Annotated in this window: 20 protein-coding genes; 8 read left to right on the top strand and 12 right to left on the bottom strand. The window is 69.8% G+C overall.

The features are described 5' to 3' along the window. Nucleotides 1-212 precede the first annotated feature (212 nt). Complete coding sequence (locus QHF89_RS39350) at nt 213-1,430, bottom strand: cytochrome-c peroxidase (protein ID WP_284721516.1); 1,218 nt, start codon at nt 1,428-1,430, stop codon at nt 213-215. A gap of 130 nt (nt 1,431-1,560) precedes the next feature. Here QHF89_RS39350 and QHF89_RS39355 point away from each other — a divergent pair, with 130 nt between their 5' ends. After that, nucleotides 1,561-1,914, top strand: coding sequence for a hypothetical protein (locus QHF89_RS39355; RefSeq protein WP_136935220.1), 354 nt, complete (start codon nt 1,561-1,563; stop codon nt 1,912-1,914). Nucleotides 1,915-1,925: 11 nt separating this feature from the next. Further along, nucleotides 1,926-3,236 (top strand): hypothetical protein, encoded by a 1,311-nt coding sequence (locus QHF89_RS39360; protein ID WP_136970008.1) that lies wholly within the window; start codon nt 1,926-1,928, stop codon nt 3,234-3,236. A 12-nt stretch (nt 3,237-3,248) separates the two neighbouring features. Here the strand turns inward: QHF89_RS39360 and QHF89_RS39365 are convergent, their stop codons facing one another. From QHF89_RS39365 to QHF89_RS39390, 6 genes are all read right to left on the bottom strand, one after another. Next, nucleotides 3,249-4,304 (bottom strand): M28 family metallopeptidase, encoded by a 1,056-nt coding sequence (locus QHF89_RS39365; RefSeq protein ID WP_136970007.1) that lies wholly within the window; start codon nt 4,302-4,304, stop codon nt 3,249-3,251. A gap of 39 nt (nt 4,305-4,343) precedes the next feature. Further along, entirely contained in the window at nt 4,344-5,753 is a 1,410-nt protein-coding gene (locus QHF89_RS39370; RefSeq protein WP_136970006.1) for an HTTM domain-containing protein, read from the bottom strand. Then, nucleotides 5,740-6,879: an imelysin family protein gene (locus QHF89_RS39375; RefSeq protein ID WP_136970005.1), complete on the bottom strand. Its 1,140-nt coding sequence runs from the start codon at nt 6,877-6,879 to the stop codon at nt 5,740-5,742. The genes QHF89_RS39370 and QHF89_RS39375 overlap by 14 nt, the downstream gene beginning before the upstream one ends. Continuing rightward, nucleotides 6,876-8,267: a di-heme oxidoreductase family protein gene (locus QHF89_RS39380; protein ID WP_136970004.1), complete on the bottom strand. Its 1,392-nt coding sequence runs from the start codon at nt 8,265-8,267 to the stop codon at nt 6,876-6,878. The genes QHF89_RS39375 and QHF89_RS39380 overlap by 4 nt, the downstream gene beginning before the upstream one ends. A gap of 5 nt (nt 8,268-8,272) precedes the next feature. Beyond that, entirely contained in the window at nt 8,273-9,463 is a 1,191-nt protein-coding gene (locus QHF89_RS39385) for an imelysin family protein (protein WP_284721517.1), read from the bottom strand. 86 nt (nt 9,464-9,549) lie between these two features. Then, complete coding sequence (locus tag QHF89_RS39390) at nt 9,550-10,029, bottom strand: hypothetical protein (RefSeq protein ID WP_136970003.1); 480 nt, start codon at nt 10,027-10,029, stop codon at nt 9,550-9,552. 100 nt (nt 10,030-10,129) lie between these two features. On the opposite strand from QHF89_RS39390, the gene QHF89_RS39395 reads away from it, so the two are divergent. Further along, nucleotides 10,130-11,386, top strand: a complete 1,257-nt coding sequence (locus QHF89_RS39395) for a ferritin-like domain-containing protein (RefSeq protein ID WP_284721518.1) — start codon at nt 10,130-10,132, stop codon at nt 11,384-11,386. Here the strand turns inward: QHF89_RS39395 and QHF89_RS39400 are convergent. Beyond that, a complete protein-coding gene (locus QHF89_RS39400) occupies nt 11,339-12,526 on the bottom strand; it encodes a type 1 glutamine amidotransferase domain-containing protein (RefSeq protein WP_284721519.1) in 1,188 nt (395 codons plus the stop codon). The two genes, QHF89_RS39395 and QHF89_RS39400, sit on opposite strands and share 48 nt — an antisense overlap. Before the next feature lie 273 nt (nt 12,527-12,799). Between QHF89_RS39400 and QHF89_RS39405 the strand changes: the two genes are divergently transcribed. The 3 genes from QHF89_RS39405 (at nt 12,800) to QHF89_RS39415 (ending at nt 18,325) form a co-directional block, all read left to right on the top strand. After that, nucleotides 12,800-14,563, top strand: coding sequence for a DEAD/DEAH box helicase (locus QHF89_RS39405; RefSeq protein ID WP_136970002.1), 1,764 nt, complete (start codon nt 12,800-12,802; stop codon nt 14,561-14,563). Nucleotides 14,564-14,694: 131 nt separating this feature from the next. Further along, the gene (locus QHF89_RS39410; protein ID WP_136970001.1) at nt 14,695-15,909 is read left to right on the top strand and encodes an alanine racemase; all 1,215 of its coding nucleotides are present in this window, start codon (nt 14,695-14,697) and stop codon (nt 15,907-15,909) included. 817 nt (nt 15,910-16,726) lie between these two features. After that, nucleotides 16,727-18,325, top strand: coding sequence for an RICIN domain-containing protein (locus QHF89_RS39415; RefSeq protein WP_136970000.1), 1,599 nt, complete (start codon nt 16,727-16,729; stop codon nt 18,323-18,325). A gap of 406 nt (nt 18,326-18,731) precedes the next feature. On the opposite strand, the gene QHF89_RS39420 is transcribed toward QHF89_RS39415, so the two are convergent. Together QHF89_RS39420 and QHF89_RS39425 are read right to left on the bottom strand one after the other, a co-directional pair. Beyond that, nucleotides 18,732-19,244 (bottom strand): DUF3592 domain-containing protein, encoded by a 513-nt coding sequence (locus tag QHF89_RS39420; protein WP_136969999.1) that lies wholly within the window; start codon nt 19,242-19,244, stop codon nt 18,732-18,734. After that, nucleotides 19,244-19,798 (bottom strand): hypothetical protein, encoded by a 555-nt coding sequence (locus QHF89_RS39425; protein ID WP_284721520.1) that lies wholly within the window; start codon nt 19,796-19,798, stop codon nt 19,244-19,246. Before QHF89_RS39425 ends, QHF89_RS39420 begins: the two co-directional genes overlap by 1 nt. Before the next feature lie 83 nt (nt 19,799-19,881). On the opposite strand from QHF89_RS39425, the gene QHF89_RS39430 reads away from it, so the two are divergent. Together QHF89_RS39430 and QHF89_RS39435 are read left to right on the top strand one after the other, a co-directional pair. Then, complete coding sequence (locus QHF89_RS39430; RefSeq protein WP_136969998.1) at nt 19,882-20,748, top strand: LamG domain-containing protein; 867 nt, start codon at nt 19,882-19,884, stop codon at nt 20,746-20,748. Nucleotides 20,749-20,794: 46 nt separating this feature from the next. After that, nucleotides 20,795-21,217, top strand: coding sequence for a hypothetical protein (locus QHF89_RS39435; RefSeq protein WP_136969997.1), 423 nt, complete (start codon nt 20,795-20,797; stop codon nt 21,215-21,217). Here QHF89_RS39435 and QHF89_RS39440 read toward each other — a convergent pair. Then, nucleotides 21,202-22,005, bottom strand: a complete 804-nt coding sequence (locus tag QHF89_RS39440) for a phytanoyl-CoA dioxygenase family protein (protein ID WP_136969996.1) — start codon at nt 22,003-22,005, stop codon at nt 21,202-21,204. The two genes, QHF89_RS39435 and QHF89_RS39440, sit on opposite strands and share 16 nt — an antisense overlap. Next, nucleotides 22,002-22,979 (bottom strand): aldo/keto reductase, encoded by a 978-nt coding sequence (locus QHF89_RS39445; RefSeq protein WP_136969995.1) that lies wholly within the window; start codon nt 22,977-22,979, stop codon nt 22,002-22,004. Before QHF89_RS39445 ends, QHF89_RS39440 begins: the two co-directional genes overlap by 4 nt. Between the last annotated feature and the right edge of the window lie 167 nt (nt 22,980-23,146).

The raw sequence follows: 23,146 nt of genomic DNA on the forward strand, positions 1-23,146 counted from the left end.
CGCATGCCCAAACTCCTCCTCCGCCCACGCTTCCGCCGACGAGGCCGTCTTTGCATCCAACATCTCCCCCTCTAAATGTCGTCAGAGGGGGCGAATGTACCGATGGGAGATGGGACCAATGCTCAGGCGCCTCGCTGGTCCGGGGTCGAGGGGGCGGACAGCCCCCCGCGGGGTCCGGGGCGGCGCCCCGGCGCGGCGGCTTGCCATCGGGCTCAGGGCGCGGCCTTCTCGAAGGGGTCTGCGTACATCGGATCGGCGAGTAGCTTCTCGTCGGTGAGTGTCTTCAGGAATGCGACGAGTGAGGCTTTTTGGTCGGGCGTGAGGTTTAGCTTGCGCGGCTCGGTTGAGCCTTGGATGCGCAGGCGTGGGTCGAGGTTCGGGTGGGGCTTCACGCCGGCGTTGTAATGCTCGACGACCTGGTCGAGGGTTTCGAAGCGGCCGTCGTGCATGTAGGGGCCGGTGAGTGCCACGTTGCGGAGCGAGGGGGACTTGAAGCGGCCGTTGTCTTGTGGGTTGCCGGTGATCTCGCCGAGGCCGTTGTCGTCGCCGTCGGTCGTGGCGTCGAGGCCGTTGTTCGTGGGGATGGCGATGTAAAAGAACGCGTTGTTTCGGCGCGGCGGCGGGTGGGGCGGGCCCTCGTCGAGGTGGCAGGCTGCGCAGCCGCCCGCGGGGCCGAGGAAGAGGGCTTTGCCTGCGTTCTCCTCGGGCGTGAAGGTGGGGAAGTTTGCCTGGATGTCGCCGCCTACGGCTTCGATGCCCTCGTCGAAGCGGGAGCGGTAGGAGACGATCGAGCGGACGAACTGCGCGAGGGCGCGGGAGATGCGGTCCGAGGTGATCGTGGGGTCGCCGAAGGCTTGTTCGAAGAGCTTTGGGTAGTAGGTCTGCGCTGAGACGTTCGTGACGAGCTCGTCGAGGGTGAGGCCCATCTCGACGGGATCCTGGATTGGGCGGAGGACTTGATCTTCGAGTGTGGCTGCGCGCTCGTCCCAGAAGAAGCGGCCGTTGCGGTAGAAGCGGGCGTCGACGACGCTCATCGAGTTGCGCCCGGTCTCGCCGCCTTCGAAGCCGAGGCTCAGACGCGCCGTGTCGGAGAAGGCGTCCTTCTGCTTGTGGCAGGAGGCGCAGGCGACGGCGCCGTTTTTTGAGAGGGCCGTGTCGTAGAAGAGCACGCGGCCGAGCGTCGCGCCGTCGTTCGTGATGGGGTTGTTCGCGGGTGTGTTGTCCTGGTCCTGCGCGAGCGGGCCCTGGAAATGCGCGGGGAGCTCGATCGCGGCGTAGTTGTACGGGGTCGCGGGGAGATCGAGGCCGTCGTCGTCGGTCGTCGGCGGGGGATCGATGGGATCGGGCGTCTCGGCGGCGGGGCCCTCGCAGGCGGCAAGGGCAGCCATGCAGATCAAGGTGATCAAGCCAGTCGTCGTCGTCTTGCGCACAAGGCACCTCTCGTCGTCGCCAGGGGGGAAAGCTCGACGGCGCGACGGAGCAAATCAGGTGCCAACGGAGAAAGCTGGTCTCTACCGAGAATTTGCCCCGACCGGCGAGCGCTCGGTAAAGCCGTCGGGCATGCGCCTCCTCCTCGCGTCCCTCGTCTCGTTTTGCCTGATCCCGCTCGTGGCTTGTAGCTCCAGCTCCGACGAGGTCGCCTGTACCACGATCGCGGCCATTTCCGTGACCGTCGACGTCGTCGATGCCACCGGCGCGGCCGTCACCGATGCGGACCTCACGTATACGGTGAATGGCGGACCGTCGAAGGCCTGCGAGCAGGTGGTGGAGAACAGCTACGATTGTGGCGTGGAGGAGGCGGGCAACTTCGTCATTACCGCGACCCGCGACATGGCGACGAAGACCGCGAACGTCACCGTGACGTCCGACGAGTGTCACGTCATCGGGCAGACCCTCACGATCACGCTCGATTGAAACGTTTTCCCATGCAACTCCCCGCCGCTCCGCGCCTCGCTCTCCTGACCCTCGGGAGTGCGCTTTTCAGTGCCTCCTGCATCGCTCAATCGCCGCTTCAAGCGACCGTCGTCTCGGATCCGCAGTTCGCGGCCGCGCCGCAGCCGCCTCCGCCGGCACAGGGCGCCGCGCAGCCGACGCCCGAGGCCCATCGGCCCAAGGTCGCCGTGCTCCCCTTCGAGGATGACAAGCTCTTCCGCGCCGAGCGCGCGGCCCTGCGCGCCGAGCTCGCGGCGCACCTCGCCCGGCTCGCGCCGGATTACCTCATTCTCGCGCCGGCGATGACCGATCCGAAATTGCAGCGCGTCTCCCCCAAAACGGGGCACCGATGCGCCTACGAGGGCGAACCCCTGTCGCGGCGCGCCCATGACGAGGGCTGGTTGACGACCGACGTGATGCATATCGTAGGCGTCGGCAGGGAACACGGCGAGGTGCTCTGGATCAACCTCGGCTCGCGCTTCGACGCCCCCGGCGTGACGTTCGAAGGGCCCTGGAATCGGCAGCTCGGGCTCGTGGATCGGTATCGCGCGGCGTTCGCGTCGCTGGTCCGGAAAGAAAGCGCAGGCGCGGTCGGCGGCTTCATGGCGCGGGGGGACGAGACAACCGCGCTCCGCGAAGGACCCATCACGATCTGCGAGGACAAGCCTTTTGGCCAGTGTGATGCCGGCTCGGTGGACTGGAAGGACCGCGCGGGCAGCCTCGTCGCGTGTTTTTCGAATGACGACGACGTGCGCCGCGATTTCCTCGTGCAGGGCGACGCGGGCGGGCGGTATTGCGAACAGGAAAACCTCGACGTTCGGGATGGACGCGAGGGCGCGCGTGAGGCGTGCGTGTGCCAGGCGCTGGTCGGCTCGACGGCGATGGGCAAGCGGCCCGGGCGGCGTACGATCCGCGTGCGGTACGAGGCCCCGGATCTCCCCGGAAAGCCGCGGCCGGAGGTGCGCGTGATCGAGGCGAGCACGAACATCCACGTCGAGGACGATTGGCATTCGATCGAGCAGGTGGTCGACGGGAAGAAGCGATACACGGCCGTCAAGCGGCTCGTGATCGACAACGTCGATTCGCTCGCCGCGCCGCTCGCGCGTTGCGCGGCCCCTGCCGGCAGCGTGATCGTGGCGGATCTCGACATCCGCGAGGACGGCGTGCCCGCCCTGGGCAAGGTCGTCGCCGGGACGGGCGATCGCGAGCTCTCTGCGTGTATCGAAAAAGCCCTCGGCCGCGGCGCGTTCGTCTGCACGGAAGACGGGAGCAGCGCGCGGGTGCGCGTCGCCCTCGCCTGGTGAGCGAGCGGAACGTTATTCCCGCCGCTCCTTTTGCACTTCGTCGAGGAGGGTGAGCGTGAGGCGCGCGGCGCGCCCGATCTGGTCGAGATCGATCTGGTCGGGCGTGTCCGTGGGCTGATGGTAATCGGCGAGCGCGGCGTCGGAGAGGAAGATCGTGGGCGCGTGCGGGCCAAACGGGACGCTGTCGGAGGCGTATCCGAGGCGCCGAAACGCGGCCTCGGGGATGCCAAAGAGGGGCCGGTCCTCGCGCGCGGCGGCGCGATCGAGGAGCGCGCGTGTCTTTGCACCGTCCCGCGTGCCGACGACGAACCCGAGCGCCTCGGACGCGCGGGGGACGACGAGCCGGAGCGGTGATCCGTCGAGCAAGGGCCTGCCCACCATGTCGAGGTTCACCATGAGCGCGAGCCGCGCGAGCGGGACCGTGGGCGCCTCGACGAAGGCCTCGGCCCCGAGCACGCCGCTCTCCTCGGCGCCAAAGGCGACGACGACGAGGTCGAGGTCGGATCCGCGGAGGGCGTGGACCCGCGCGATTTCGAGCAAGGCGGCGATGCCGGAGGCATTGTCGTCGGCGCCGGGATAGACCTCGCCGCCGCGCTCGCCCTGCGCGTCGTAATGGGCACCGACGAGGACGACGGGGCCGTCGGGGCGGGCTTTTCCACGGAGGTGGACGATGACGTTCTGATCACGGACGCCGTCGCGCTCGAAGGGGACACAAGGGTCGTGGCCCTCGGGCGGGGAAAAACCGAACGAGAGGAAGGCGCGGGCGAGCAGATCGGCGACGCGGCGGTTGTCGGCTGAGCCGGCGGCGCGGCCGTGGAGGGCGGGATCGGCGAGGAGATGGACCCACGCGCGGAGGTTTTCCCGCGAAGGCTCGGGCGCGCGGAGGTCGAGGCGCGGCGGGAGGAGCGGCGGGAGGCCGGCCGCGATGGCGCACGCCGGCTGCACGGGCGGAGGTGCGGGCGGCGGAGGCGCGGAAGCCGCAGGGGATGCAGGCAGGGCCGCGGGGGGCGCCGCCGGAGCGCCACACGAGGCGAGGACGAGGGCGAGGGCGAGTGGGAGGCGCGGCATCGGCGCGAGGGTACGCCGGACCGAGGCTGCATCACCAGATCAATGCTGCGAGGAGGCGGTGGCGCTCGGCGCGGCGTTGTCGTCGAGCGGGAGGATCCAGGGTTTGGGGAGCAAGGAATCCCGGACGGTCGTGAGATCCACGTTCGGGTCGATGATCCGCCGGCTCGGCCGGCCATTCATGGTTACCCACGCGTCGGCGTAGACGGCGACGTGTTTGCCCCGGCGCGTATAGTCGTCGGCGACGTGGTGCGCGAATTCGAGGATCATGTCCGGGGCCTGCGCCATCATCTTCGTCTGGAGCGGCGTGAGCCATCGAGAAGGATCGGCGTGGATCGTCCGGCCCGTCGCGTGCTCGTGCACGCGGAGCTCGACGAAGCCGAGCTTCTCCACGAGCATGACCCTCCAGGCAAACCGAAACCCCTCCTCGGTCCACGCCGTGTTCCCAGGGTAAAGGAAATGGCGGAGCGGGAGCGCGATCTGCACGATGACGTGCGCCGCGACGAGGGCGATCCCGATGCGCCGCCGCGTCCCGAGCGGCCGCGGGGGCGGCGTGGCGGTGAGCTCCGCGGGGATCAAACGGGCAAAGCGGCGCGAGAAACGCGCGAGGAGCGGGCGCGGCCAGCTCGGCGGGAAGAAGATCAGCGCGGACGCGGACATGATCCACGGGAAGACGCCGATCGGGAAGAGCATGCCCGTCACGAAATGAAACCCGAGCACCGCGGCATACGCGAAGCGTCGGGTGCGGTCGCGCAGGAGGAAAAACACGACGGTGAGGTCGAACGCGGCGCCCGCGAAGCTCGCGGCGCGCGCGACCCAGCGCTCGGCGAGGAAGGGGCCGACGAGCGGGATGTCCGTGTGCGCCGAGAGCCAGATGCCGAGCGGTTCGCCGCGCAGGAGCCAATCCGGCCCGAGCTTCGCGATCCCCGCGAAGACGTACACGGCCCCGATCTGGAAACGCAAAAGCGCGAGCACCCAGGCCGGCGCCGTTGGGCTCGCGAGCGCGGGGTTTCGCCACGCATCGATCGACGCCGCCCGGTGGAGCGGCAGGAAGATCATCAAAAAGGAGAGGAGGCTGATGAGGTAGTAGTGATTGAGGTAGGTCGCCTTCTCCAGGAGCTCGACGTACGTGAACGCGACGAACAGGACGGCCGCCGCGGCGCGGTAGAAGAGCCCGACCATGACGAGGGCGCTCGCGAGGCCGAGGACCACGAAATGGGCGTACATGCCCGCGCTCGGCCAGGGCGAGACCCACGAGAAACCGAAATAATGAAAGTGGAACGGGGGGGTGATGTAAAAGTCGCGGATCCAGCCGTTCGCCCAGAACCGGACGATGCTCACGAGCATGAGCGCGCCGAAGAGAATACGGAACGCGGCGAGGGACGCGATGTCGACGGGGCGGAAGAGCCTCTCGACGAGGCTCTCCCGCGGCGCGCCGTCAGTCGCCGTCATTGTCGCTCAAGGTGACGGCGACACCGAGGACGCTGGCAACGTCGGTGGAGAGGAGGCGCCGCACGACGCGCAATGCGTCCTGCGCCTTGGTGACGGCCGCGGGATGGTCCGTGATCGCGGTGCGCAGGGGCGCCGGGACCGCCGAGGTCGCGGCCATCGCGTCCGTGAAGGCCTTCTTGACGGAGGAATCGATGGCAGGGCTGCGCGCGGCGACGAGCTCCGAGATGCCACGTCCGCTGCGATCGCCGTGGCGGCCGAGGTAGACGTCCTCGACGCCGCGGAGCGTGCCGAACAAGTCTTCGATCGAGTCGTCGCTGAAGCGCGATTCGACGAGCGTGGGATCCGGGCCGGTGCCACTCACGATGCCGAGCGGGCGCGAGACCCGGTTTTCGCTCACCGCGATCATGGCGGCGATGAGCAGGTTGACGACCCGCGCAATGCCGTCTTGCCCCGTCAGGAACAACGTGCTGCCCGAGCCAGCCTTCGCGACCTGATTCACGAACGCGCCGCCTTCGAGGCTCCACGCCTCCTGCGCTGTCGTCGTGTCCGCGGCGATCGCGTCGGCGAGCGCGCGCGCATAGGCGCAACGCTTTTTCCCCGCCGCATCTGCGCCCCCGAGGGACGCGAGGACCGCGGCATTGCCGCCCGCCGGATCAAAGAGCAGGAATTCGAGCGCGGGCAAGCCCTTCGTGCTCACGCCGAGCGAGGCGATGTGCGCGGTCGTGACGGGCTCGGGCGCGGCGGTGATCGCGGACTCGATGGAGTCGGTGCGCGCGGGCCAGAAGTCGATGGCGCTACCGATGCGGAGGTCCTCGACGGGGCCGAACCGGAATGCCTCGGCATGTTTCCACGGGACGCGCGCAGCGCGCCACGCCGCCTGCGCAGCCGTGAGCGTCGCCTCCGTCGGCCCGTCGCAGAACGCCGCGACGGCGGGCGGCAGCGGGAGCGCCCCTTGTTCGAGCTCGTCGTAGATCGGCAGCATCACCTCGTGGGCGAGGTCGTTCATCACCGCGCGTTGCGCCGTGTCGTCAGCCGTCGGCGTCCCGCACGAGGCGGCCGCGAGGGCGAGCGTGACGGTGAGGCCAAGGACGGACCGGGAAGGAAAGGCGGGCGGGGACAAGCTCATAACGACTCCAGGAACCGAACGAGCGCGCGGCGATCCTCGGCCGGCAGGGCGCGGAACGCCTCGCGGGAGCCTTCGGCCTCGCCGCCGTGCCAGAGCACGGCCTCGACGAAGCCGCGCGCGCGGCCATCATGTAGCAGATTTTCGTGGCCATTGACGACCCGCAAGAGGCCGATCCCCCAGAGCGGCGCCGTGCGCCACTCGCGCCCGTCCGCCTTGAAGTCGGGCCGGTCGTCCGCGAGCGCCTCGCCCATGTCGTGCAGGAGGAGGTCGGTGAAGGGGCGAATCGTCTGGCCCGAGAGCTCGGGGTAGCCGTCGAAGGTCCCGGTGTGAAACACGGGCGTGTGGCATTTGCCGCAGCCGAGATCCAGGAAATGCCGCTTGCCGGTGAGGACCACGGGATCGGAGACGTCGCGGCGCGCGGGCACGGCGAGGGTCGTCGAATAAAACGCGACATCCGCGAGGATCTTTTCGCTCGCCTCGGGGGCGCCGCCGGTCGGGGCAGCCTTGCAATCGGCCTGGGCGTCGGTGCAGTCCTCGGTCATGAAGAGCGACGTGGTGATGCCGATGTCGCCGTGGAACGCGCCCGCCGTCTGCTGCAGGAGCGTCGGCTGGTTCGACTTCCAGCCGAATCGACCGAGCGCGGTGGCGCCGCGCACGACGTCCCACACGTGGTTCGCCCGGCCCGAAATGCCGTCGCCGTCGGCGTCGTCCGGATCTTCGGCCCGGAGGATGTCCTCCTCGGAGACGGCTTCGAGCAAGCCGAGGCCGATCATCACGGGCGCGACGCGCGGCGAGACCCTCGTGTCCGGCTGCATGTCGCCGCGCGCGGCGGCGATCGTGTAAATGGGCTTGCGCAGGCTATACGTCTCGCCGTCCGGGAACGAGCCGGGCATTTCTTCATACGCGACGAACGCGTCGCCCTCGGGGAGGACGCCCGGGATCGCGCGCGGCTGGAGCTGGCCGCCATAGGTGGGCTCGGGAGCGGGGCCGCCCTGCGCGTCCGTGCCGGGGATGCTGAGCCGGAGCAGGACCGAGACGAGGGGCTCGGCCGGATCGTCCGGCGGGCTGCCGCGGCCGTCGAGGAGGTGGCAGGACGAGCACGAGCGCGCATTGAAGAGCGGCCCGAGCCCGTCCCGCCCCTCGGTGGAGGAGGGAGCGATGACCCAGTTTTCCTTGAAAAACGAGTTTCCCACGAAGAACGCGCTGCGCCGCTCGGACGTCATGTTGCGGGCCGAGAGCGAGTAGGCGTTCTTCGAGGTGTCGTGGACCGTGGTCTCGCCGCCGGAGAGCTCCTCGCCCGGCTCGGCCGAGGGGCCGGTCTCGTCGGGAGGAGCCTCCGCGCCGCAACCGACGACCACGAAGACGACAGGAAACACGAGCCATCGCATGGCGATCACTCCTCGATGTTGAGCTTGATGCCGAGCAGCGTCGCGACCTCGACGATCGTCGCCGTCTGCTTGCGGAGCGCTTCGATCGCCTTCTTCACCTTCTGCCGGCCGGGCGCCGTGTCGTCGCCGAGGATCGCCTGATCGAAGGGCTCTCCAATGGCCTTGATCGCTTCGATGCTCTCCTCCATTTCGGCCTGGAGGCGCGTGTCGAGCGCCGGATCACGCTCGCGCACGAGATCGTCGATCCCGGGCAGGTCGACCTGGCCGCGGCGGCCGAGGTAGACGTTCTGAATGCCGAGCGCGTTGTTCAGCAGATCCTTGTGCGTGTTGTCGCTGAAACAGGAGTGCTCGTCCTCCTGCTCCTTCGTGTCGTACGCGACCTGCATACGCTCGCCGGCGAGCTCGGCGCCGCTCAGGCTGCCGATGCCGAGCAGGATGCGGCGCAGCGCCTCCTCGGGCGGGAGCGCGACGAACGACGCCCGATAAGCTCCGCCTTCCGGCGTCCACTCCGCCATGACCGAGCTCAGGTCCTCGAGCACGAGTTTTCCTGCTGCGAGGAGGTACTGCCCGCGCCGGTCCTGGTTCGCGGCCGTGCCCATGTCGAGCACGTAATCGGTGTACGGCCGTTGTCCGGGGCCGTCGGCATTCGTGTCCTGCCCCCAGAGCAGGAACTCGATGGCGTGGTAGCCGGTCGAGATGTCCTTCTCGCCGGGATTCTCGTTCAGCGAGGCGATCGTGGCCTCGTCGATCGTCGGGTACTTCGCCGGGTCGTTGATGATGCCCGCATTCGGATCGCCCGCCACGTAATCGACGTGCGCTTCGTCCATCGGCCAGGCATTGATCTGGCCCTCGGGACCGTCGTCGTCGTCGATGGGGCCGCCGTAGAAGCGGAAGGCCTCGGTCAGGCCGTAGGGATCACGCGCGAGGAGCCACGCCTCGCGCGCGGCCTTGAACCTCGCCTCCGAGGGCTCCGCCACGAACTGCGCGAGCGAGGCGTTGAGCGACGAGGTCTCGTCGATGGCTTCGACGTACGAGCCATGCACGAGGTTCGCGTACGCCGCGATGACGGGCGGCGCGTCCTCGGAGAGGGGCTTCGTGCCGCTCGTCACGGGATCCGACCCGCATCCGGTGAGCAGCCCGGCCACCGCGCTCGCGAGGGCCACGGACTGCAAGATTCGTATCGTAGGCTTGGTCATGTTTCGGTACTCCAGAAATTGAAAGTGACTTTCACTTGTCACAAACGACCGAGCCCTGTCAAGCGGCAACGGGAGACGGCCCGTGTTCAGCGACCGGCCGGGCGGGCGATGCCTGCGGCGCGGAAGGCTTCGTCGAGGTCTGCCTGGACGTCGCCCGTGGGGAGCGTCGTGGAGCGACCGTCCTCCACGACCTCGAGCGCGGAGCACTCGTAACAGATCACGAGGTCGACGGAGTGGCCATCGCGCACGGCATGCACGCCGTGGCGAGGGTTGAAGCATTTTGCCTGTGTGCCGCCCTTGCGCACGCCGGCATTCACGATGCCGACGATCCGCTCGCGCGCCTTCGGATCGGTGACGTCGCCCTTCGCGAGGACTTGATATCCGTGGAAGCTCTCCACGCCCGGCGGCGGTTCTTCCCCGTGGTCGGGATCGAGGGCGAGGACCTGGAACGAATCGGCCCCGTCGAGCACGGCCACCGCGGCGTCCGGCAGCGAGCCGCAGCCGAGGACGGATGCAGCGGCGAGCACGAGGAGGGCCGTCGTGCGGGCGACGAAGAAGCATCGCATGACTGCGATCGTGTCTCGCAGATTTGACGTATCGGTGCAATTCGAAACGCGTGATATCCAGCCCGAGTCGCGTCCGTATCGGCGCGCGGAAGGAGGAGTCATGGATCGGTCTTTCCATTTCCGGCGCCGGCTCGCGGCGCAATTGCTCGGCGTGGCGCTCGCAGGGATCGGCGCGGCGGCCGCCCCGGGTTGCAGCAGCGACGTCGATCCGCAGGGTCCGGGAGGTCAGGGAGGCCAGGGAGGCGCCGGCGGCCTCGGTGGGTCTGGAGGCCAAGGGTCTTTCGACACGGTCACGGAGTGCTTCGCCTGGCCCCATGAAGGCAGCGGCGGCGCAGGGGGGAGCGGCGGTGCAGGCGGCGCAGGCGGGAGCGGCGGCGCAGGCGGCGCGGGCGGCTCGATGGTGCCCCCGTGCCCGCCGAAGGAAGACGCGCTCATGTACGTGGAGAACGACAACGCCCCGGGGTTCTGCAGCATCGTGGTGAACACCGAGGGGGCCTTCGATGACGGCCAGTGCTGCTACGAGGTGACGTACGAAGTCTGCGGCGCCGCCGGTCGGCCCTTCATCGAGGAAGGCCGCGCCCGCATGGCGTCGCGCGCGCGAGGCCTTTCGACCTGGATGGAAAGCGCCCTCCCCGCGCCCGATCTCGCCGGTTTGTCCCCCGACGAGCGCGCCCTCCTCGCCGCCGCCTGGACCCGCGACGGCCTGCTCGAACATGCGTCGATCGCCTCGTTCGGCCGGTTCGCGCTGGAGCTGCTCGCCGTGGGGGCGCCGGCAAACCTCGTGGCGCGCGCGCACGAGGCCGCGCTCGACGAGGTCCGGCACGCGCGCCTCGCCTTCGCCCTGGCCTCGGCCTACGCCGGAGAGCCCCTCGGGCCGGGCGCGTTCCCGTTCGTCGGGGGCAACCTCTCCGTGAGCGCGGACCTCGCGGACGTGGCGGCGCGCGCCGTGCGTGAAGGCTGCATCGGCGAGACGCTCGCCAGCCTGGTCGCGGCCGAGCAAGCCGCGCGGGCGACGGATCCGGCCGTGCGGGAGGCGCTCGCCGCCATCGCCGAGGACGAGGCGCGGCACGCGGAGCTCGCCTGGCGCGCCGTGGCGTGGGCGATCGGGAGCGGAGATGCGGCCGTCGCGCGGGCCGTGCGGGCGGCCTTCGCGCAGGCGCTCGCCGCGGGAGCCTCGTTCGAGGTGCAAGCGGGCGGAGCGGGCGCGCTCGAAGCGCACGGGCGTCCGGATGCGGCGGTGCTGCGGGCCTCGATGGCACGCGCGCTCGACGAGGTGGTACGACCGGCCGCGGAGGCGCTCCTCGGCAGCCTACCAGCGCCGGCTCGTGAAGGCCGTGAGCGCGCGGAGCACGGGTAGGGCCGCGAGACCCACGGCAAACGCCGCGGTCAGGCCGAGGACGCTGCGCGCCTTGGCCACCTTCGGCAGGTGCGCCGCGCCGGCGAGGGCCATTGCCGGCGGCGCGCTCCGCTGCGGCGATGACGCGGCCGGCGCCCACGGCCGCTCGGGTGTCGGCTTCGTCCCGGTGAAGAAGTCCACGAGCGCGCTCGTGAACACCGGCAGATCCTGCGGCCCGCGGCTCGAAATGATGTTGCCGTCCCGCACGACCGCCTCGTCGCGCCAGGTCGCCCCCGCGTTCACCAGATCGTCCCGGATCCCGGGCCACGACGTGATGTGCCGCCCGCGGAGAATCCCCGCCGACGCGAGCACCCACGCCCCGTGGCAGATCGCGCCGATGGGCTTGCCCGCCGCGTCGAAGGCCCGGACGAACTCCCGCACCTCCTGGCTCTGCCGCAGGAAATCCGGCGCGATGAAGCCGCCCGGCACGAAGAGCGCGTCGTACTCGGCCGGGTCCGCCTCCCGGATCGTCCGCTGCACGCGCACCCGCCGCCCTGGCACGTCGACGTTCATCCCCACGATCTTCCCGGGCCGGAGCGACAGCACCTCGACCAGGCCGCCCTCGGCGCCGATCGCCCGTGCCGGCGTGAAGAGCTCGACCTGTTCGAACCCGTCCGCCGTGAGCACGGCGATCTTCCGGCCCGCGAGCCTCCGATGCCGCGCGGGGCGCGCCGCGAAGAAGCTCGCAACTCCGAGGGCGAGGTACTTGGTGAGCGTGCCGGCCGTGCCCATCGCGCGGCGGAAGTTCGGGACGAGCCGCGCGGGCATCACCAGCGCGTCGAAGGCATATCCGCCGAGGGCCGAGAGCGCGCTGGCGAGGAGCACGCCTCCGGGCCGCTCGGGACGGGCCCGCGCGAGCACCCCTTGGTACGCGAGGCCCCAGCCGAGCAGGCCGCCGGTGAGCAGCAGGAACCCGAGGGGCGTGGCGTCGCCCTGGAACCGGAGGCCGACCCGCCGCGTCGGCAGGGCCGCCGTCGCCATCGCGTTGAGCCCCGCCCACGGCGCGCCCCGCTCGATCGTCGATGAGCTCATCATGGCCGTCGCGGTCGCCGCCGTCAGCGCGGCGCCTGTCCACAGTCCTCGCGTCACGATTGCTCGCATGGTCCCTCCTCTCGCGTCGTGCCCACGGGGAGAGCCGCGGATTGCATCACGAATGCCACGTCCGCGCGCAGCCGGGCGCTCTCGGCAGGGGTTTGGGCGTGACGGGCATTTGACGCCGCTCCGCTCGCCCGAGCGGCGCTCCAAACCGTTTGCAAGGGACGAAACTCCGGGCCATCGGTCGTCCGACCTGCTACGGTGCGGCCCTTTGCAACACCCGGGGGGCGCTGCTTGGACGAACCGAGCTCTGGCCCCCCGTTCCTTGTCCCCGATCCGATGACCGAAATCGACGCCCTTTCGCCTGCTCTCGCGGCTGCCTTCCAGAGCCGCGGCTACACGTCCCTCACCCCCATCCAAGAAGCCGTCCTCGACCCGGCCCACGCGGGGCGCGACCTGCGCCTCTTCTCGCAGACCGGCTCGGGCAAGACCGTCGCCATCGGCCTCGTCCTCGCCCCCGACCTCGAGCGCATCGTGGCGGAGCGGGCGAGCACGACCCCGCCTTCTGCGCCGTCCGCCGCCGCCACGCCGGCCACGATCGTGATCGCTCCGACGCGCGAGCTCGCCGCCCAGCTCGCCCGTGAGCTCTCGTGGCTCTTCCGGCCCCTCGGCGCCAGCGTTTGTGCCGTCACCGGCGGGACCAGCATTCCGCAGGAGCTCTACAACCTCCGGCAGGGCCCGCTCGTCGTCGTGGGCACGCCCGGACGGCTCGTCGACCACCTCGATCGCGGCGCGATCGACCCCTCGCGCGTCTGCGCGGCCGTGCTCGACGAGGCCGATCAGATGCTCGACATGGGCTTCCGTGAGGAGCTCGAGACCATCCTCGGCAAGATGCCCGAGGCGCGCCGCACCCACCTCGTCGCGGCCACGTTCTCGCGTGAGGTCTCGGCCCTCGCGAACCGCTACCAGAAGGACGCCGTCGCCGTCGAGGGCACGAGCCTCGGCGAGGCGAACCAGGACATCACGCACGTCGCGCACCTCGTCAAACCCGACGACCGCGACGCCGCGGTCGTGAACCTCCTCCTCCTCGCGCCCACGGACCGCGCGCTCGTCTTCGTCCGCACCCGCGAGGGTGCCTCCGAGCTCGCCGAGCGCCTCGGTCAGGCTGGTTTTACCGCGCGCGCCCTGAGCGGCGAGCTCGAGCAGCGCGAGCGCACCCGCACCCTCGCGGCCTTCCGCTCCGGCGCCGTCACCACGCTCGTCGCGACGGACGTCGCCGCGCGCGGGCTCGACATCCCCGACGTCAACCGCGTCATCCACGCCGATCCCCCGAGCGACCCGGAGACCTTCACCCATCGCAGTGGCCGCACCGGCCGGGCCGGGCGCAAGGGCACGAGCGTGATGCTCGTCCCGCCGCAGGCCCGCGACTACGTGGCGCGCCTCTTCCGCGGCGCCGGCATCCGCGCCACCTGGTCGCCCGCGCCCTCGCCCGACGACGTCCTCCGCGAGGCCGACGCGCGCCTCGCCGCCGAGCTCCGCGCCCCCGCGGCCGAGCCTGCCGATCCGCGGCTCCAGGCCCTCGCCGCGTCCTTGCTCGCCGACATGGATCCGACCGCGCTCGTCACGACGCTGCTCGCGCGCTCCCGCCACACCGGCCCCTCGGCGCCGCTGCCCGTCACCCCGCTCGTCCCGCACGAGCCGCTCCCGCGCCGCCCGCCGGAGCCTCGTGCCCAGCGAAACGCGCCGAACGCGGGCTCCTTCGTCCCGTTCCAGGTGAGCTGGGGCGGCCGCCACGGCGCCGATCCGCGCCGCCTCCTCGCGCTCGTGTGCCGGCGCGGCGGCATTCGCAGCGATCAGGTCGGCGCGATCCACGTCGGCGACTTCTCGTCGAGCGTCGAGGTCGCGACGCCCGTCGCCTCGGACTTCGCCCGCTCCGCGGCCCGCCCGGACGAGCGGGACCCGCGGGTCCGCATCCGGCCCATGCCCGAGTTCCACGGCGAGACCGCTCCCCGCTCGGGCCCGGCGCCTCGCCCTCGCGGCCGTGGTCCTCTCGGCGCCGACGAACCCCCGCGCCGCTTCCGCCATCCCTCCCTGACGCGCTGAACCGCGCCCCTCGAAAGCCTGGACACGCGCGCGGGCCGCGGCGAAAGTGGCCTTCATGCCGCGCGCGCGTTCGCCCGCCCACGCGTCTTTCCACGCGTCGCTCCCCGTGAGCGCGGCTCGTGATTGACGCCATGGAAACCCGCCAGCACCGCTACGACCGTTACCGGAAAGCCCTCGCCGGCGAGGCGTTGCCCGTCGCCCTCGTGGACATGGGCGCCGTCGACGCGAATGTCGACGCCGTCGCCTCGCTCGTCTGCGGCAGCGGAAAAACCCTCCGCATCGGCACGAAATCCGTTCGCTCGGTCGATCTCCTCCGGCACATGCTGAACCGCGGCGGCCCCTCGTTCCGCGGCCTCATGGCGTATGCCCCCGCCGAGGCGCGTTTCCTCACGGCGCAGGGCTTCGACGACATCCTCGTCGCCTACCCCACGGCCCAGGCGTCCGACGCGCGCCTCCTCGCCGAGGCGAACCACGAAGGCAAACGCGTCTCGATTGCCGTCGAGGAGCCCATCCACCTCGACCTCCTCGAAGCCGCGGCCGCGACGTACGGCGTGCGTATCCCTGTCGTCGTCGACATCGACGTCTCCCTCCGCCGCCTCGGCGGCCGCGTACACCTCGGCGTCCGCCGCAGCCCGCTCCACGAGGCCCGCGGCGTCGCCGATCTCGCCGCGCGTGTCGCTTCCTCGCCTCACCTCGAATTCGCCGGCCTCCTCGGCTACGAAGCGCACATCGCCGGCACGCCCGACCAAACCCCGCTCGGCCCCCTCCCGCCCCGCGCCAAGCGCGCCTTCAAGCGAATCGCCTGCGCCGCCGTCACCACGCTCCGGCACGAAATCACCACCGAATTCGAGCGCCGCCGCCTCCCCCTACCCCTCTTCAATGGCGGCGGCACCGGCAGCGTCGCCTCCTCGCTCCGCGACCCTTCCCTCACCGAAATCACCGTCGGCTCCGCCTTCCTCGGCAGCCACCTCTTCGACCATTACGACGATTTCCGCCCCGCGCCGGCCGCCTTCTTCGCCCTCCAGGTTACGCGCCGGCCGGCGCCCGGCTTCGTCACGTGCCAGGGCGGCGGCCTCATCGCCTCGGGCGCCGCCGGCCCGGATCGCCTCCCGATGCCCTACCTCCCCGAAGGCCTCCGCTTGCTCGACCTCGAAGGCGCCGGCGAAGTCCAGACCCCGCTCGCCGTCCCGCTCCACGTACACCTCGCCCCGGGTGATCCCGTCTTCTTCCGCCACGCCAAGGCCGGCGAGCTCGCCACGTTTTTCCGCGACTACCTCCTCGTCCGCGGCGACCACGTCGAATCCCGCGCGCTCACCTACCGCGGCGCGGGCGAATGTTTTCATTGAAACCGAAAGCTCATTCGAGCACGGACACCAAAACACAACGCTGCGGCGCGACCTGCCAGCGAAGGGATTTGCCTTCCTCGCCCTCGCCCTGGTGAGGTGCAGGCGACCGTGGCCGCGAGCAGATGGCTCCCCATCCATCGGCCCCCTGATCCGCGGGCCTCACGACGAGCTGACTCCAGGTCGGACCGGCGTCGAGCTGCGACAGCCATCGGATGTCACCACATCCGTCGAGCCCGGTGGTGACCTCAGGGAGAGCAGGTCCGGTGGGCATGGCTGATTCCCATTTGTAGACGGAACCCGGGACGGCGTGCAGGGCTTCGGACGTCACGCGGGCTCCCACGAGCGGCGCCCCTTTTTCATCCACGAAGCACATGTGCACAGGGGGCGACGACAGGACCGCGGTCGTCGCGTCGTCGGCGGAACGTGGTGACGTGCAGCCAAGAAGCAAAACTGCGAGGCCGACGGACAACAGGCAAACGTTCGTGCTCACGTCGTTCCCTGACGTGGATTGCAGACGAACATTCAATCCGACCCCGGAAGGACCCGCCGGAGGCTGAAAAACCCCCCCGGGCAGGCCGTCGACGGGCGTCTCGGGGCTCCCCAACCCCCTCCCCGGCCCGGGAGCAGGCGCCGGAGGGCTGAAAAACCCCCCCGGAGGGGCTGCGGGCAGCTTCCGGGGGCTGAGAAACCCCTCGGGCGAAGGGAGCATGGGACCAAGGTCCCATACCGGGACGCGCCCGCTTCCGGCTACGGTCTGCCGCGCGGAGCCAGAGAGGGCTCCCCGAACGCTTCCCTCACCCTGCACCGGAGGTACCTCATGACCGAGACGACGAAAAAAGAGCGGCCTTTGAGCAAGAAAGCGACCGAGCGCGCGAACAAGCTTCGCGAGAAGCTGTCGGGCGCGCGCGAAGGCTCCCTTGGTGCGCGGAGGATGCAGAAGAACCGCGCGGCGAACCCCCTCTTCGGGGCGGCCCTTCATGCCGCGGCGCGCCTCGAGGCGGGCCACGAGCTCAGCGATCTCGAGCGAACCCTCGTCGATGCCCTCGAGAAAGGGATCAGCCAGGAGGAGATCAAGGCGTGGGGCAAGGCGTACCGCGAGACCAAGGGCGCCCGCGCGAGGGAGATCTTGCCCGACGTGATCGCCGATCGGCCGATCGACCAACCCTTCACCATGAGGGACCTCGCCGACGCTCTGCCCGCGCAGGTCGAAGCGGTGAAGGCCCAGGCGAACGTGCGCGTCGTGGACATCGCCAAGCTGGGGCCGGACCAGGAGCTCGATCAGAGGGACGAGGCGTTCCTCGCCGCCGCGCAAGAGTACGGCTCGAGCTTCGTCTACTTCACGAGCAGCGCGCCGCAGCCGGAGCCCGCTCCGACGTCCGCCGAGGGCTCAGGCGAGGCGCTCGCCGCGGGCGAGGTCTTCATCATCCAGCCGTTCAAGATGCGGACCATCAAGAGGTCGGGCGATACCGCTTTGGGACCTTCCGACGAGATCTTCTGGTGCTTCAGCGGCGGGAGCGACGAAGACACATGGACGTTCACGTCCAGGGAGTTCGGGAGCTGCGACGACGGGGACTGGGACGAGCGCTTCGACCCCAGCGATTGTGCCTTCATCGGACGGGTGGGCGACTCGCTCGCCCTCACCATCGATTGCTGGGAAAAAGATGCCGGAACGATCTTCGGCAATACGTCGGAGTACCTGCGCAAGGCGGCCGACCATTGCCTGAGGGCTTGCCAGGAGCTTGAGGGCGATCCGGAGAGCAAAGCCGAGGACTGGGCTGCTCTCCTCTACATCACCTTCAGCCTCGTGGCAGAGCTATTGGACCTCTTCAACAACGAGGACGATTTCGTGCAAGGTCTCCGCTTCGGCTGGGACAGGGCCGCCCTCCTGGGGCTCGACAACCGAGAGCTCTCCTTCCGCTTCGATGGCGAAACCGAACGCGGCATGGGGATCCAGGATCTCTACCTCAGGTTCAAGACAATCCCCACGGGGAGGCCCGTGGGGATCCGATCACGGAATGGCCAAAAGGCCATCTCCATCGAGAACGAGGACACCGCGAACGGCGCTCGGGTCCTTCAATGGTTCTGCGACAACACCCCGCCCCCGCACCAGCAGTTCCGCCTGGAGTGGAAGGGCTGGAGGTATTTCCAGATCGTTGCGGTGCATAGCGGGAAGGTTCTGGACGTCCCGGGTAGCTCTCACAACTCCGAGGTCCCGATCATCCAGTACCAATCGACCGGAGGCTACAACCAGTGGTTCCGTCTGGATCCGGTGGGTGAGGGTTGCGTTCGGATCGTCGCGAAGCACAGCGGGAAGGTGCTGGATGTTCATGGGGGGGGCATAGAAAATGGGGCGGTGATCCAGCAACATCATTGGCTCGGTGGTAACAACCAGAAGTGGTGGATCTCGCCCGTCTAACCGAACACTCGCGATCGGGACCTGCACGTGTCCTCATCGACGCTGTACAAGCTTCCGGCGTTCGCCCTGGGCCCTGCCAGCCAAGACGGCAGCGCTGACCTTTCAACCGGCAACGCGGCCCCACCGGCCTGTGGGAAGAACTGCGCATCGCGTAGTTCTTCCCCCTGAGGTCCAGGGCTGGCCCTGCAAAGGGGGGCGGACAGCTACAAACAATTTCCCCGCATCGACTGCGCGAAGCGCAGTCGATGCCCAGAGGTCCAGGGCTGGCCCTGGTCCGGGTCGAGGGGCGGATAGCCCCCGCGGGGCCCGGGGCAGCGCCCCGGCACGGCGGTTCCGGATACACACTTGCCCGCGCGCGCGAGCGAGCTAGCCCCAGCAGGCCCCGCCGGAGGCTGAGAACCCCCTCTCAATCGTCGCCCGCGCCGCGTTTTTTCGTGCGCAATGTCCCGATCCCTGCCCCGACGAACAGGATCCCCACGGCCGAGAGCCCCAGCCAAAGCCCGAGGCTCACCGAGGGCGGGCGCTCTGCACGTGCTTGGACGAGCAATGCGTCCGTCGGATCGGCTGGATTGTACCAGCACGGCACCCGCTTGCCGGGCAAAAGCTCGTGCTTCCTCCACGCCGCGTCGGCGTTGGCGACTTCGGCCCCTTCCCAGGAGAACCCGCTCGCGATGAACGTCCCTGCCTGTCCCGGGACGTGCACCTGATAGTCGACCGAGAACCGCGTCTTCCCGGACTTCGGATTCGGATCTCCCCAGACGATGTCCTTCAGCGTGCACGTCGCCTCGGAGAACGTACGCATACGCGCGAGCCGCTCCGCCCGCGTCTGCGCCTGGCCCCGGAGTACCCACGGCAATACGAGGAGAATGCAGCCGATCACGGAGATCATGATCGCAATCCCCGGCGAGGACCGCGACATCACTGCACCTCGATCGGCATCGGGACCTTGTACGCATGGGGGCAATCCTCGTGCAAGATGCCCACCTGCGCCACGACCGTCACGAGGGTCCCTGGAGCGACGTCACTCGCGATGTTCACGTGGCCCTGCACGGGCACCGTGTCGCAGGCGGAGATGCCATACAACCAGAATGGCTCACCCACCTCGACGCCCGGGTCCGGGCTGGTGAAGACCACACCGGGATATCCGTAAAAACCCTTGCCGGTGGTCTCGACGAGATTCGCCGAGATCACGGTGCTCTCGCCCGCCTTCAAGCTGCCGTCCTTCACGGTGACCTCCCGGAGCTCGAGCCCCGCGATGTCCGCGCAGCTCGGCTGAACGGGCGAAGGCTCGTCCGGCCCCGGCACGCACATCTCGCCGCCGCTTCCGCCACTTCCGCCGCCGCCGCCGCCGCCGTCGCCGCTCCCGCTTCCGCCGCCGCCTCCGCTCCCGCTTCCGCCTCCGCCCTCCACGACCTCGCTGCCGCAGCCCCCCATCAGCAAACACCCCACAAGCAAGAGAATCGCGCGATGCATGCCTCCATGATGCGGCAGTGCTTCCCCGATTTCCATCGCCGCAGCTTGACCTCCGTCGCATCCTCGAAGGAAGCTCGCCCCCGATGTCCCTCGCGCCCCGCTTCCTTCCGCGCCTGCTCCTCGGCGTCCCACTCCTCGGATGCGCTACGCCTCTCCCGCCGCCGGCGGCGCCCGCGTCCACCCCCTCGCACGGGGCCTCCCCGACGACGCTCGAAATCGCCGGGGACGAGGCGCCTCCGCCTCCGGAGTCGAGCACCAAGCAAATCGCCGCGGCCGATTGCACCGCCTCCCCTGCGCTGCCAGGACTTGCCGCCTGGTATCGCTTCGAGGAGACCGAGGGCCCCGTCCTCGACAGCTCCGGCTATGGCCATCACGGCGAAGCGACGAGCTCGGGCCTCGTTCGCGGCGCCCCCGGGCGCGTGGGACAAGGGCTCTCGTTTTCCGGCGGCCATGTCCGCGTCCCTTCGTCCCCGTGCCTCGACTTCACGACCGCCGCGACCCTCGAGCTCTGGGTCCGCATCCCCCCCGGGTTCGGCGGCGTCGGATCGACCGTCAGCCGCGGGACCGGCAACATGGACGACAACGTCCTCATGAACACGAGCTGCGGCAACATGCAGCTCATCTTCTCGCGCAAGGACGTCCAGAATTCCACGAACCTCACCAGCGCTTGCGGCGTGATCCCGGCGGGCCCGTGGACCCACATCGCCTACGTCAACGATGGCCGCACCCTCACGCTCTACATCAACGGCGCCCTCACCAGCACGGGCCCAGGCGGCTTCCTCGGCCCGCTCCGGTCCGACCTCTTCATCGGGCGCCGGGAGCAGGGCGTCTTCCCCTTCGCCGGCGCGATGGACGAGATCCTGTGGTGGCGCGAGGCGCGCACGCAGGCGCAGATCTGCGGCGATGCGGGCGGGTCCTGGTCGGGCGGCCGTTGCCTGCTCCGTCCTTGACAACCCCTGGAAATCCCCTTTGCTTTGAGGCGTGTCATCGGCAGACGTGCGAGAGGTGTACGCGGAGGGCGGCAATTACAGCATGACCCTCGGAGACGGGGTGGCCACGTGCCGCGTCTGGCGCCGGCCCGACGTGAGCCGCGACGTCGGCGCGGCGTATGCGCGTGAGATGGTCGGGATGTTCCAGCGCGTCGCCCGCGAGCCCGCCCTGCGCGTCCGCGGCGCCGTCATGGACCTCCGCGAGGCGACGCTCTCCTGGGGCCCCGTCACGCAGGCCGCGCTCGGCGAGATGTTCACCACGCTCGAAGCGGCCTCGCGGCGGATCGCGGTGGTCGCCGCGGACAACGCCCTGCAGATGATGAGCATCTCGAGCTTGCTCAAGGCGCACGCGCCGAAATTCGGCCGTGTCTTCGGCTCCCCCGACGACGCCTTCCGCTGGGCCGGCATGAACCGTCACGCCTTCGGCTGACGGCCCTCGAAGATCGTTTCGAACGTCCGCGGCGCCCTCCGCGTGCGCATGCACCGCGTCTCGCCGCGCAGATAACACACGGTCACGGCGCGCCGCGGCTTGTCCGTCGTGTTCGTCCCCGACCGGTGCCACACCTCGTTGTGGATGAGCATCGCATCCCCGGCGCGCGCGGGCGCGAGCACGGAGCGCGCCTCGGCCTCGGCCGCGCGCGTCACCTCCGCCGGGATCACCCCGCCGAGCGGCGTCGCGAGCCCGCCTTGATGCGATTTCGGCACGATCTCCACGCACCCGGCCTCGGCCGGCGCGTCGTCGAGCGCCGTCCAGATCTGCACGAGCGGCGCCCGATCGAGCCCCCAAAAACTCCCTCCGTCCTGGTGCCAGGGCAGCGCCGTCCCCGCCCGCGCCGCCTTGTTGAACAGGACCGCGCGGTACAACGTCACGGACCCGTCCGTCAGGGCCCGCGTGATCCGCTCGAAGAGCGGATTGCCGAGGAACGCTCGAAAGACGGGATCCTTCTCCAGCTTTTCGAGCTTCCGATAATGGATCGAGGGCCCGACCCACCCTTTTCGGTGCTCGAGATCCTCGTACCGCCCGCTCTCCGCGTCGTGCTGGAAAAACAGCCCTTCGTGCACCACGCGCCCCAGCATGAGGTCATCCGCGCGGGCGGCGAGCGTGGCGATCCCCTCGTCCGAAAGCACACGCCCAAGCCGCGCGAACCCGGACGTCGCGAGCTCGGCGAGGGCCGCCTCCACCTCGACGGCCGAGGCCTCCGGCGCGAGGAACTTCATCGCGCGTAACTCGCGTTGGTCCCCTGGAAATCGCGATAGAGCACGTCGATCCTTTCCCACGCCTCGTCGGGCAGCACCTTCGCGCAGGCGTCGATCGCGGCGTCGAGGTGCTCGATCGACCCGGGCCCGACGAGGATCGAATCCACGCCCCTCGTCCCCACGAGGTAGGCATAAGCGAGCTCCACGAGCGTCATCCCCTGGCTCTCGGCGACCTCGCGGTAGGCGGAGACGAGCTCGAAGAACCGAGCGGTCCAGTACCGGCGCTGATACAGCGGATTCTTCTCGAACCGCGACCCCTTCGGCGGCTCGGCGGAAGGCGCGTGCTTGCCCGAAAGCAGCCCTCCCGCGAGCGGATTGTACACGGTCGAGTGCAGCTTGTACTTCCGCGCGAACCGGAAATACTCGATATCGAGCTGCCGGATGAGCACGTTGTAAAGCACCTGCGACATCACGGGCCTCGGCATCCCGCGCTGGTCGGCGAGGTGGAACATTTCGAGCACCTGCCACGACGCGTAATTCGACACGGCCCACGCTCGGATCTTCCCCGACGCGAGCAGCGTCTGCACGGCATCGAGCGTCTCCGCGAGGGGCGTCCCGTAGTCCGGCACGTGGAGGTAATACACGTCGACGAACTCCATCCCGAGCCGCCCGAGGCTCTCGTCGATCGCAGCGAGCACGCGGGCCCGCGAGAGCCCCTCGGGCTTGCCGGCGATCCGCCCGAACCCGACCTTGGTCGCGACGAGCGCCTTGTCGCGCCGATCGGCGAGCGCCTTGCCCAGGATCCGCTCGGCGTTCCCGTCGACGTAGGCGTTGGCCGTATCGAAGAGCGTGAGCCCGCGATCGAGCGCGTGATGCACGAGCCGGATGCTCTCGGCCTCGGGCGTGCGCTTGCCGAAGTTCATGGTGCCCACGGCGAGCAGGGGTCTTTCCGAAGGATCACGCGGGCGGGTCCAGGGCGCGAGCAGGGAGGACATGGGCGGGAGGCGTAGCGCAAGGGAGGCGGAAGGGAAAGTGCGCCTCAGCGCCCCCCCAGCCCCCGCCCCCCCGGCCGAAGCCCCTCCCGCCCCCGCCACGGCGGAACCCTCCGGTCCCGCCACCCCGGCGGCGCGCACCGGATCCGCGCGCAAATGGGCAAACACCT

The sequence above is a fragment of the Polyangium sorediatum genome, from assembly GCF_029946465.1.
In the GTDB taxonomy this organism is placed as follows: domain Bacteria; phylum Myxococcota_A; class Polyangia; order Polyangiales; family Polyangiaceae; genus Polyangium; species Polyangium fumosum.